This is a genomic window from Parageobacillus thermantarcticus (assembly GCF_900111865.1).
Classification (GTDB): Bacteria; Bacillota; Bacilli; order Bacillales; family Anoxybacillaceae; genus Parageobacillus; species Parageobacillus thermantarcticus.
The window spans coordinates 1-10,467 of record NZ_FOJS01000068.1; the positions used below are offsets into that span (position 1 = coordinate 1).

The 10,467-nt window shown below is 37.4% G+C and carries 13 protein-coding genes and 1 pseudogene; 6 read left to right on the forward strand and 8 right to left on the reverse strand.

What is annotated here, in order from left to right; all coding sequences use genetic code 11:
• Positions 1-644 precede the first annotated feature (644 nt).
• Together BM278_RS16975 and BM278_RS16980 are read left to right on the forward strand one after the other, a co-directional pair.
• Positions 645-842: a helix-turn-helix transcriptional regulator gene (locus BM278_RS16975; protein WP_167359675.1), complete on the forward strand. Its 198-nt coding sequence runs from the start codon at positions 645-647 to the stop codon at positions 840-842.
• A 93-nt stretch (positions 843-935) separates the two neighbouring features.
• Positions 936-2,306 (forward strand): DNA methyltransferase, encoded by a 1,371-nt coding sequence (locus BM278_RS16980; RefSeq protein ID WP_167359676.1) that lies wholly within the window; start codon positions 936-938, stop codon positions 2,304-2,306.
• A gap of 58 nt (positions 2,307-2,364) precedes the next feature.
• Here BM278_RS16980 and BM278_RS19365 read toward each other — a convergent pair whose 3' ends face one another.
• Both BM278_RS19365 and BM278_RS19725 read right to left on the reverse strand, forming a co-directional pair.
• Entirely contained in the window at positions 2,365-3,075 is a 711-nt protein-coding gene (locus tag BM278_RS19365; protein ID WP_244151218.1) for an MvaI/BcnI family restriction endonuclease, read from the reverse strand.
• Between the two features lie 330 nt (positions 3,076-3,405).
• A pseudogene (locus BM278_RS19725) lies at positions 3,406-3,564 on the reverse strand (helix-turn-helix domain-containing protein); the annotation flags it as partial.
• A 507-nt stretch (positions 3,565-4,071) separates the two neighbouring features.
• On the opposite strand from BM278_RS19725, the gene BM278_RS16995 reads away from it, so the two are divergent.
• Together BM278_RS16995 and BM278_RS17000 are read left to right on the forward strand one after the other, a co-directional pair.
• Complete coding sequence (locus BM278_RS16995) at positions 4,072-4,353, forward strand: AbrB/MazE/SpoVT family DNA-binding domain-containing protein (protein WP_090952174.1); 282 nt, start codon at positions 4,072-4,074, stop codon at positions 4,351-4,353.
• Between the two features lie 20 nt (positions 4,354-4,373).
• Positions 4,374-4,796 carry a type II toxin-antitoxin system death-on-curing family toxin gene (locus BM278_RS17000; protein ID WP_090952177.1) on the forward strand — a complete coding sequence of 141 codons (423 nt, stop codon included), beginning with the start codon at positions 4,374-4,376 and terminating at the stop codon, positions 4,794-4,796.
• A gap of 554 nt (positions 4,797-5,350) precedes the next feature.
• On the opposite strand, the gene BM278_RS17005 is transcribed toward BM278_RS17000, so the two are convergent.
• The 3 genes from BM278_RS17005 to BM278_RS17020 all read right to left on the reverse strand — a co-directional run bounded on the left by BM278_RS17005 (position 5,351) and on the right by BM278_RS17020 (position 7,097).
• A complete protein-coding gene (locus BM278_RS17005) occupies positions 5,351-5,554 on the reverse strand; it encodes a hypothetical protein (RefSeq protein WP_090952180.1) in 204 nt (67 codons plus the stop codon).
• A 542-nt stretch (positions 5,555-6,096) separates the two neighbouring features.
• Positions 6,097-6,459, reverse strand: coding sequence for a hypothetical protein (locus BM278_RS17015; RefSeq protein ID WP_090952187.1), 363 nt, complete (start codon positions 6,457-6,459; stop codon positions 6,097-6,099).
• Positions 6,441-7,097 carry a helix-turn-helix domain-containing protein gene (locus tag BM278_RS17020; protein WP_143093484.1) on the reverse strand — a complete coding sequence of 219 codons (657 nt, stop codon included), beginning with the start codon at positions 7,095-7,097 and terminating at the stop codon, positions 6,441-6,443. The genes BM278_RS17015 and BM278_RS17020 overlap by 19 nt, the downstream gene beginning before the upstream one ends.
• Before the next feature lie 157 nt (positions 7,098-7,254).
• On the opposite strand from BM278_RS17020, the gene BM278_RS17025 reads away from it, so the two are divergent.
• Positions 7,255-7,491 carry a helix-turn-helix transcriptional regulator gene (locus BM278_RS17025; RefSeq protein ID WP_064550390.1) on the forward strand — a complete coding sequence of 79 codons (237 nt, stop codon included), beginning with the start codon at positions 7,255-7,257 and terminating at the stop codon, positions 7,489-7,491.
• The gene (locus BM278_RS17030) at positions 7,464-7,835 is read left to right on the forward strand and encodes a hypothetical protein (RefSeq protein ID WP_090952193.1); all 372 of its coding nucleotides are present in this window, start codon (positions 7,464-7,466) and stop codon (positions 7,833-7,835) included. The genes BM278_RS17025 and BM278_RS17030 overlap by 28 nt, the downstream gene beginning before the upstream one ends.
• Before the next feature lie 43 nt (positions 7,836-7,878).
• Here BM278_RS17030 and BM278_RS17035 read toward each other — a convergent pair whose 3' ends face one another.
• The 3 genes from BM278_RS17035 to BM278_RS17045 all read right to left on the reverse strand — a co-directional run bounded on the left by BM278_RS17035 (position 7,879) and on the right by BM278_RS17045 (position 10,088).
• The gene (locus BM278_RS17035; RefSeq protein WP_090952196.1) at positions 7,879-8,436 is read right to left on the reverse strand and encodes a hypothetical protein; all 558 of its coding nucleotides are present in this window, start codon (positions 8,434-8,436) and stop codon (positions 7,879-7,881) included.
• Positions 8,437-8,850: 414 nt separating this feature from the next.
• The gene (locus BM278_RS17040; protein ID WP_090952200.1) at positions 8,851-9,633 is read right to left on the reverse strand and encodes a phospholipase A2 family protein; all 783 of its coding nucleotides are present in this window, start codon (positions 9,631-9,633) and stop codon (positions 8,851-8,853) included.
• A 206-nt stretch (positions 9,634-9,839) separates the two neighbouring features.
• Positions 9,840-10,088: a hypothetical protein gene (locus tag BM278_RS17045; RefSeq protein WP_090952203.1), complete on the reverse strand. Its 249-nt coding sequence runs from the start codon at positions 10,086-10,088 to the stop codon at positions 9,840-9,842.
• Positions 10,089-10,467 lie beyond the last annotated feature (379 nt).

Below are 10,467 nucleotides of genomic sequence, written 5' to 3' on the forward strand. Positions count from 1 at the left end.
TTGGTATTGGTATTGGTATTGGTATTGGTGTGAGGGTGATTGCCTTCCGATGTTGCAGCATCGGGTGTGATAAGGCCAATCACCTTTTTTTATTTTGCTTTTCTCTTTTATTCTACTTTTTTCGTCATTATCTTGCAATTAGTTATCTAAAAGAAAAGCGAAAAAGAAGGTTCTGACTTTACACACGCCGGTCACTGCCTAAATCTATGGGATCCTTTTGGGATTAGCCCTGTCAAAGAAAAAGCTTCCCCTGCTGTCGGAGGAATGTTCTCATTCCTTCTTGCAATGCGTTAAAAATATGTGAGTGGAGATATTGCTTGAAGCAACTCGCCAAAGAACTTCCAATGAATAATTTCCGAAACAAGCAAGCTGAGCGGATTAAAATGAAAGTCCACTTTGGCCACCATCATTCTGTTAGGAAACGCATCTTCTACAAGTATCTTTTGATGTACGAACAGATAAAAAAGAACGACAATATGTAGTCATATACGTTAATTTCTGTTAGATTGGTAGTGTGTACAAAAATAGGTAGCTTTTTAGTGATTGGGTACCGTCAAGTGAATTAGTTAATGAAAAATCAAGTTTTTACACAACTTCCAAGGATGCAATTGTACAAATATCCGATATACCATAGGTGGTTTAAAATGAAATGCCAGTTAAAGCTAATATTAGACGAAATCGGAATGACTCAGAAGCAACTAGCGGAAAAAGTAAACGTTTCCACTCCTACGATTAGTAGCATTGCCAAAAATCAATCCATACCAAGGCTGGACTTAGCTTTTCGAATCAGTAAAGCAGTCGGTAGAAAGATTGAAGAAATATGGATATACGAAGAAAATTAAAGTAAAGTTTAATTTGTTAAAATAAACTTTACTATCTTTCTTTACTATGGTATCCTAAACGAGAAAGTTTTTCTTTTTATGGAGAGTGAGGCAATGAAAACAACGAACGCAGGAAATACGCTAGAACATTGCGATGAAGCTATTCGGCAAACCTTTTTAGAAATTCTAGAACAAGATGAAGATTTTTGGGATTTTCGAAATGAAAATACGAAGGAACTTTCGCACGGATATCATTCATATCCGGCCATGATGATTCCTCAAGTAGCGAGAAATTTAATGCGCATAATATTGAATAGCCAGCCGAATATAAAGTCCGTTTTCGATCCTTTTATGGGTTCCGGAACTACTCTGGTTGAAGGGATTTTACATGGACTAGATTCTTTTGGCACGGATGTAAATCCTTTAGCGAGATTATTGGGAAAAGTGAAGACTACTCCATTAGACCCTAATGATTTATCGGTAGTTGCTGAACAATTTATTTCTTCTTTAAGCAACGATGAGTTCAGCTATAAAAATGGCGACCTTGTTTTAGAAAATCCGGAATTTAAAAATATTGACTATTGGTTTAAGCCATATGTCATTGATTACCTGCAGATGATCAAACACAACATCAAAAAAATACAAAATGATGACATCAAGCTATTCTTTTGGGCTGTATTTAGCGAAGTCGTGAGATATGTTTCTAACACGAGAAATTCAGAATTTAAATTATATCGCATGGATGAAGAAAAATTAGCGGATTGGAATCCCAATGTATTCGATGTATTCATTAGGTTTTTAAATCGCAATATGGAAATGAATCGGCAATTTTATGAATTATATCACGAGCAAAACCCTATAAATAAGCCAGCAGTAAAAATATTCAATTTAAATGCCATGAATCTCGAAGGAATTGACGACAACAGTTTCGATTTGCTGATTACATCCCCGCCTTACGGTGATAGCAGGACGACGGTTGCCTATGGACAATTTTCAAGATTATCTTTACAATGGTTGGATTTTCATGAAATCGGAGAAGATGAATCTTTAGTCAAAGACATAAATAAAATTGACTCATTACTTCTTGGCGGAAAAGTTGATAAAGAATTAAAAAATAGCTTAGCTTCTGAAACGTTGGAACGAATTATAGAATCCATTGCTATAGCAGACGAAAAACGCGCCAAAGAAGTGTTGCAATTTTATATTGATTTAGATCAGGCATTGAAAGAAATAGCAAGAGTGATGAAACCTAACTCCTATCAATGCTGGGTAGTTGGTAATCGAACCGTAAAAAAAATAAAGATACCGACTCATCAAATAATCATTGAGTTATTCCAAAAATATGGAGTGAGACACGTCTTAACTTTTGAAAGAAATATACCAAACAAAAAAATGCCTAAAGAGAATTCACCGACGAATAAAGCCGGAGAGAAAGTGACCACAATGAACGGTGAAGTAATTTTTATTCTAAGAAAAGAAGGATAAATACACGCAACTCCCACGAATCGCTTTGTGATCACGGGAGTTGCGACTATGGTCTAAACTACGGTTTTACTAAAATTTGCTGTTCTTTAAAGCAAATTGGGAGATGGCTCCGCAAGATTCGGAAAGCGGTGCCGTGGTTCCGCGGCCGGCCGTTATTTTTCATATGCATACGCAAATCGACTTTAATATACCCATCTTGAACAGCTTTCATAAACCCTTTAAAATCAAAGCCTTTCAGTAAACGCGCTTCCGTGTAATGGAAGTGTTCATCTGCATCTTCTCCCATATGGTCGGCATAAACATAAACTAATGCCGGAATTTTATCTTCGAATGTTTTTTGCAATAATTCCGCCGTCCAATAAACATCCAATGGTACATCTTTATGAATGAGACGAATTTCTTTATTTGTCACCTCTAATTTAAAACCTTGCGCATTGTAATCCAAAGCGTTGATGGTGGTGTATAATTCTTTGATGCGGTCTTCTTTATCGCTATCATAGGCAAAAGTATCGAGTAAATAGCGATCGCGTTTCCGCCCTTTATCGGAAAGCGGCTCTTTTGTGAAAAGGGTCAGCATGGAAGAAGTGTTTCGTCTAGCTGCTTTCAGTTCCGCCACACCTAAATCTGGCAAAGCGATGTTGTTTTCAGTCAACCCAAGTTCCTGTTCTAACGTATGCCCTACTCCTGTATCTCCGCGTCTCAAGGTGCGAATATAACCTTTTGCTTTGATTTCTTCTAATTTCTTGATGAACGTGTTAATATCCATCATATGATAATCACTCCTCGTGTCAGTTAATAGTTGTGCTGGATTTACATTCAGTGCTGCGGAAATAGCAATTAATTTTTCGAAGCTTAAATCATGCTTCCCTCTTAAAATTCTCTCAAGTGATTTCGTGCTGCCATTTCCCCCTATCAGTTCAGATAAATAACTTTGAGTAAAATCAGGGTTCAATCGTTTTTGGTTATACTGGATTATGCGAATGTTTCGTGACAACAAGTTTCTAAGTTTTTTAATTTCATCATCTGTCATAAGCGAAATCTTATCGTCGAGTAATTCAGAATAACTCCAATTTGGATTCTTGAAAAACAATCGAATGTCAATATTTAAGGACGAAAGTATTTTACATAAAGAAGAAAATCTTGGGAGACATGTGCCGCTTAAAATGCGACTAATCTGAGATGTAGAAAGTCCAGAACGTTTAGCTATTTCAGTAGCTGTGAAATTAGTTTCATATAAGATAGATATCAGACAGTCCATATAATTTTTTAAGTCTTTCTCTATTTGTTCTAAAAACCCATGTGTATCTCCACTCCTTTTGTAAATGTTATGAATTGGATGTTTTTAGTTTATCACCATATTAATTAGGCTAACCCCTACATATATGCAAAAAATAAAATAAGGATTACCGTCATCTGTCCGTACTGTCTTCTACATGACGCGGCTACTTCTCCTCATCTGTCTCATGTTCGTATACCATTGCTTCACATTTCTGCAGCCGCGACCTTGTCACATATATATCGGCACGACACGTAGTCTGGATTTTGTGTAAAAAGAAACGGCAAAAAGTAGTTTGATTTTTCCAATCCCTAAATTTGCTAGACCGACAGCGAATTTTTACACAATAATCAGGACTTGATCAAAGCCCTTTTTTATTATTCCGTATTGCTTTTCGGAAAATTGTTGTTATAATTGTTTATACAGTAATAATTATATGGATAAAAACGTCCTTTTTTGTCCATATTATGAAAAGGAGATGGAAAAGAAATGGGCGTGGAAATGTTGGGAAGCAAGGATGACAAAACGTACACACGTCGGATTAGCCAAGTCGGGAATAGTTTGTCCGTTAGCATACCGAAAGATTTAGCCACTATGTTAAACCTAAATAAAGGCGATGAAATCGAAATATATTACGACAAGGAACGAGGGGAAATCGTGATGAAACGCGCAAACCGGATCCCAAAAGGAGTCCGGCCAGAAGTAGTGATGGCGATGAATCGCGCGATCTCCAAATATGACGAAGCGCTTCGCAACTTGAAATATAGATAAAGGAGCAACCGGGGGAAAACATGGTTTATTATTTGACAGCGGAAGAAATCATATTCATCCATTACACGATAATGGAAATGTACGGCGACGCAGAACAAGCGGGAATCCAATTCCCCGATAAATTCGCATGGATGTTAGAAAGGCCGAAAACGAAATTGTTCGGGGAGGAACAGTTCCCTTCGATTATTGAAAAGGCGTGCTGCTATTACCATTCCATCGCGACAGGGCATATTTTCCACAACGGCAATAAGCGGACGGCTTTAGCCGTATTCGTCACATTCCTTGATTTGAATGGGTATGAGTTCACGATGACCAATAAAGAAGCGGAAGATTTCACGGTATATCTTGCCGAGGATGCCAAGTTCCGGGGAAATGATTGCATCCATCACCTTGTTCGCGAATTAAAAGATTACATCCGCCCCATCCAAAAACAAAAGGAATGAGAAAAAGGCGGGCAAAAGCCGGGTCAAGTCCAAATTATTGTGTAAAATTCCATGACCAATACAGTAAACTTGGATGACGGGACAATAAAATCGTTTTTTTACCGCTTTGTTTTTACACAACTTCGTGGATTTGATTAAAAGCCGCCTTTTCGCTATTCGCAGCTTTATGTCACTTTTTTTATATTTTTACCTTTCATCATTCGGTATATCGCATCATACATTAAAGGTGTGGCCGGTAGTTGCGAACAATTTGTCCTGTACATATGATTGCGGGCAAGCATGATGGAATAAAATTGTACAACAGAAATTTTTTTGGGCACGATTTCTGAAAAATTTTCTCTCTATCTAGTAAACTTGGAATCAACGGAAAACTGCCGCGTTCTCCTTCCGCCACTTCCCGCCGCCATTTTAGGCTTATATGACAGGACAACAAGTAGAATAATATGTTATATTTCTCTTAAAGAGAATAAAATAAAAAAAAGCTGCTCGGTTATCAAGCAGCTGAAAAGAAAATTGGATTTCACAGGCTCCAAAAACGGCAGAGAACCAGCGTATTACATCCACACCAATGTGTACATTCCAACAATGAGGCTAATAACAATACACCCTTTCAACACTCTTGTTTGTGGCAGAGCAAGAGCATCATTAAGGGGTGTATCGGGGTGCTGGACTAAATATTTAATGACCTCATACAAGGCACTTCCAGCCACCCCCATTATCAGCCCAAAAATTAGCGTGACAAGCGTCGCATCATTCATAATTTTCCCCCCTTTTCATTATTATTATATTATGATTAATTTTGGAAAAAACCAAATTGCCGAAAAACCCTGCTTTGCACTTATGAATTTTTTCCCTCCGTCGCATTTCCTGAAAGCGTTCCCATATAAGCAGCAAAAAACAATATATAGTGTGATTTTTATTAGAAAACATACTATATATTGTTTGGCGGGTGGATTTTTTCCAAAACCAAGCAGCAAAATCGTATCGATGTAAGAAAAAATGGGCCAAAATTCCTGTAATGTATATCCACGATTAAAACATACTGTCACCAGCAGCAGATGAATCACTATCATCATGAGACGAAAGATTGGGGTTTTTCGCAAACCACAAAGATAGAGCCATCTTCTAACCAAAGTTGAGTGCTACCCCTTTTCTGTTCGCTGATTATCGTTTCCAAACAATCATAAAAATTGTTATTCGTTTTTAAGTGCTTTGTCAAAGCACTATTGATGCAAAATGTTTTTGTTTTTATGAGGGATTTGTAAAAGCCCTCATTTGTTGTTTGAAAACAAAAACTTTTTCAATAAGTATTTAATACATTAAAGAAGTCTATTTCATCGTCATTCGTGTGGCCATTCCCAAAAATTTCAAATTGTACCTCGGCCGTTGTATTAAATTCCAATGTTTTGACGCTATTAAACAGGATGCGTTTCATGTAGGCAGATGGGTTTTTAATTCTTCGTTCCCGGCTAGCTTGCTTAAATTGTTCAAGGGCATGTTCTAAATGAACGATTGTCAATTTTTTTATAGCCTCTCTTATATGTTTAGGGTGATACGATGCCCCATCTACGCTCATTCTTCGATTAGAAAAATACATGTCTTTAATCAGCTCTCTCAAAGCATCAATGGTTTGTTTCTGTTCGTTTAATTTATCAATTTGCATGTTACGAAGATTTGATTAATTTCTTCTTCCTTCTGTCTTTCCTTCTCTTCTTCCTCTTTAGAAAGAATGAAAGAATGATAATTATTGCGATTGTTACTATTCCCTTTTTTGTTATTTATAAAACGGTTATTATTAGTGTCCGAATTTACCGTATCCGATTTTTTCGGAGACGGTGACTTTTTTGTTGTATCCATGTTTTTGTCATCCTTTTTTGGCTTTTTCTCACTCACTTTTTCTTCTTCTACTGGAAGATAGACTTCTTGTTTTAAGATGTAGATGTTATGACTAAATTTTCCTTCCTCATCTCTCGCTTGATGTACTTCTATGTATCCAAGTTCGACTAATTGCTTGAAGTGCTTATAGTATGTATCCTTGTTCATTTTTAAGTAATGGCAAATGGTAGAAACTTTTGGGAACGCACTATTCCTTGCGCCTGCGAAACTGCAAAAAAACGCATAAATCGCCTTGGCTTTATCACTTAATCTTCGGTCAAGCATTACGACTTTTGGGATAATGCCGTACCCCTTACTCATGATTCCAGCCAGTCTTAACTCATCTTGTTCTCTTCCTTCTTGAATGATGATGTCTTCTTTTTGCATAAGCTTTTCGCCCGTTACGGCTGCCTTCCTCAATGGCAACAACCGCCTCCCTCCAGCTTGCTCCCTTTGTTTTTATTTACACAAGCGCCTAAAAATGTAAAGAACTCTTTACATTTTCTCCGTAATATCATACGATAGTAAAGGATGCTTTACATTTTACATCATTAGTAATAAATAGAGGAATGGGAGGTATAAGATGGTCATTAATCATCTCCGGGATTTTAGACGCAGCAGAAAATGGTCGCAAGAATATTTAGCCAAACGATTGGATGTAACAAGACAAACCATCATTGCCATCGAAAATCACAAATACAGCCCTAGCTTGGAGTTAGCTCTGAAAATAGCGAGGGTATTTGAAACACCCGTGGAGACTATTTTTCATTTAGAGGAAAGGGGAAATGAGAAATGTTCAAAAGGTATGCAGGATATGTAGTCGGTTTAGTGATCGCAAGTATAATCATCTATTTGGATGCGGGAATAAAGCAAGCAGTGATGAGTGGAGGAATTCTCTTAGTTTCTTTCATATTTTGGCGGCTTTTGTCCATCATAAGAAAACAAAAAGAAAATCATAAAGTCGATGAGTACATTAAATGGAAAATCGATCGTTTCGTTTCTAGGACATTCATGTTTTCCATTACATTGTTATTGGTTATTTTACTAATATCGAACTTTTTCCATCTACACGCCATTCGCATGGATGTATTATTGTTTTATGTTGTGGCGACGATCTTTATTGCCTTTACCGGTGCGGGAAATATTATCAAGAAAAATCAATAAAGAAGACCAAAGGTGTAAAAGCCTTTGATCTTCTTTGTTGCTTCTAAACAAAAGCACAAATGGCCTTTGCACCAAAATAACAGCCAACAGATACTAAAACGATACAGATAGGCTCGCAAACGGCAAATGCGAACCCTAAAGTCGCGCAACCAAGAGCGCATTCCCCAATCGAACCAGTGAAACCGGCGCTACAGATAGCGGATACTATAGCTTGACAATCCGAGTTATCGATTAAAAGTTTCATTTCTTTAGAGGAAATAAATTCACCAACTACTTCTCCATTTTTAACTTGATAGTGCCGGTATCCGCCTGTGACCTGGTAGTAAGCGTATTGTTCGGTTTTATTACCAGATTGAACAAAAGAAATTTCGCCAACTGTTTGACCACCCTTATTTAGATCATAGTGAAGTAATTGAGCGTCAATGGCTTTCCCTTCAATGATATCATCAATAATTAGCACCATTACATTTTCTTCCGAAATCGTAAATCCATCTTTTTCAATTTGATTCTTTAACAGATTAAATTCCTTAGATCCCATTGCCGCGCTTAACAATTTTTGATGGCCAGCATTACTCGCATCAAATGGTACATATTGGACCATCTTTAAAAACCCCTTTCCTATTTGATTAACGTTACACTATATAAAGTGAAGGTGCCAAAGGGGTTTTAAACGTTCAAAAAATATTCATAAGGAAAACCTGATGATCGTGCAAAAATGCATTCTCCGGTTCAGCGAATTGAGGCCTTGGGAAAATCACAATGCTTTTTTCTTTTTTTAAAAATTGGCTGGAGGAGAGCAATATACCTTATATAAACAGGGATATAGACATTACTGGAATCTGAAAGGAATTCAATATACATGGTATACCAGTTGTTTTTATATACGGATAAAAGGGCAAAAAAGACGGCTATCAACCGGATGACATTATTTCATCCTCCGTATCCCTGTATTGATAAGGCTGTTTCGTAACATTGGAAAGAACGGCTTGATCACTGCCAAGCCGTTCTTTTTTGCTTAGCATCCTTTGTAAGCCATTTTTATTTGGAAGGCCGCAATCACTCGGTCTGTTCCAGCTTCATCGGTTCTACTTGCGCAAGAAATTAAGTTTTTATCGCAGTTACAGCGTTCTGGATAATCTGGATATGCCCTATAACAATAATCATGTGAACGGCAACAAGCGTCTAAAGGGTTGACAGGTGTGCCGTTGCCGCAGTTTGCACCACACCAGTTGTATTTCACCAGTGGGTTCCAAGGAAGACCATTATAACGGAACTCGCAGCATGTGCCACTTCCATCCCAGTTAAAGCAAGGTATAATCGAACCTTGAGTCGTTGCCTTTCCGTCTTTGGCAAATTCTTCATCAGAAAGCTGGTCGATATCGCTTGGTAGTTCAAGAACCTCTCTTTCCAATGGGAATTCTTCGTCTCCAATTTGTTCCCCATTCAAGAAGGTCGCTAATCTTTTTGTTGCTTTTCCATTGTTTTTTCTTAGAGACACTACCGTAATCATTCGGTGAATTTTTTCACTGTCAACAACTTTCTCTTCCAGCAATTTTACATATAACTGGTTGGTCAACTTAAGATACAAGCTGAGCTGATCTGCAATTTTCTTTTCCCCTCCTTTTTCAGTCGGAAGGAAATACTCATTTGCATACGCACGTGCATCGGCCACCATGTTCTTATCGAAAAAAGCGCACTGTTGAGCATGTGCAAGAGCTTGCTTCATGTGAGGTTCATTCCAATTTACAGAAAGCATTTTCAATGAATTTTTTGGGATTTTGCGTGATTTGATAATCATTTTTATTCTCCCCTTTTTTGCTTTACTGTCTCTTGCTTAATTAAAGAGAACATTGGAGCTGTTTTATCAATCGCGATATTGCTAATGTCGATTTTTCGAATATATAGACAAAAGATCAAAATAACTCTTTCTTTTTTACATGACTTGTGCAACCATCGCTTGAAAATAACAACATGTTTTAACAGAAACTCTCATGCCGATTTCTTTCACAATGACGCATTTTTAAGCACCAGGCAGCTTATTTCCAAAGGCAAGATAAGAAAAAAACACATCAGAATAAGCTTTAGTGTGGATTCCATATGAACAACAATACTTGCTTGAAATACAAAATTTCCAGTAGAAGGTATATAATAAATATAAACATGGCCACCCTTTTTCTTCGAAGAAATCCCAATGCCTATCGCCTTCATTGTTCCTTCCTTTTCTGGCGGCATATTAATCGGGTGTTCTTCCATCATATTCACCTCCTTGCTGGAACCACATCTTAAAAGGTAACAACTCAGATTCGAATGAGAACCTAGGGCCCCTATATCCTTTGACTCGCCGTTTCAGCCATGTCTTTTCTCTAATAAAGTAAAAAAATATAGCCTGAAAAGCGGCTTTTGATGTTCGGAAAGTATCGACGGCGACAACATTTCAAAGCACAGTTAGATCGTTTATCATTACATGGGAAAACCAAAGTTTAAATTAGTCAACATTTAAAATCGATTCATTCCCAGATTCCTTTGATCAATAAAGTAAGCATTCCTGTTAGGAGCTTTTCCGGGGACTTGATCAAAAAAAGCCCTCTTGGTATGATGCAGGGGTGTCAAACAACACCTACCATCATGCCAA

Coding starts and splice junctions, on each gene's coding strand:
- BM278_RS17015 (WP_090952187.1), bottom strand. CDS start 6,459: ATGCAAATTGATAAATTAAACGAACAGAAACAAACCATTGATGCTTTG.
- BM278_RS16980 (WP_167359676.1), top strand. CDS start 936: ATGAAAACAACGAACGCAGGAAATACGCTAGAACATTGCGATGAAGCT.
- BM278_RS17040 (WP_090952200.1), bottom strand. CDS start 9,633: ATGATTATCAAATCACGCAAAATCCCAAAAAATTCATTGAAAATGCTT.
- BM278_RS17025 (WP_064550390.1), top strand. CDS start 7,255: ATGGTCATTAATCATCTCCGGGATTTTAGACGCAGCAGAAAATGGTCG.
- BM278_RS17005 (WP_090952180.1), bottom strand. CDS start 5,554: ATGAATGATGCGACGCTTGTCACGCTAATTTTTGGGCTGATAATGGGG.
- BM278_RS17000 (WP_090952177.1), top strand. CDS start 4,374: ATGGTTTATTATTTGACAGCGGAAGAAATCATATTCATCCATTACACG.
- BM278_RS19365 (WP_244151218.1), bottom strand. CDS start 3,075: ATGATGGATATTAACACGTTCATCAAGAAATTAGAAGAAATCAAAGCA.
- BM278_RS17030 (WP_090952193.1), top strand. CDS start 7,464: ATGTTCAAAAGGTATGCAGGATATGTAGTCGGTTTAGTGATCGCAAGT.
- BM278_RS17045 (WP_090952203.1), bottom strand. CDS start 10,088: ATGGAAGAACACCCGATTAATATGCCGCCAGAAAAGGAAGGAACAATG.
- BM278_RS16975 (WP_167359675.1), top strand. CDS start 645: ATGAAATGCCAGTTAAAGCTAATATTAGACGAAATCGGAATGACTCAG.
- BM278_RS16995 (WP_090952174.1), top strand. CDS start 4,072: ATGGGCGTGGAAATGTTGGGAAGCAAGGATGACAAAACGTACACACGT.
- BM278_RS17035 (WP_090952196.1), bottom strand. CDS start 8,436: ATGGTCCAATATGTACCATTTGATGCGAGTAATGCTGGCCATCAAAAA.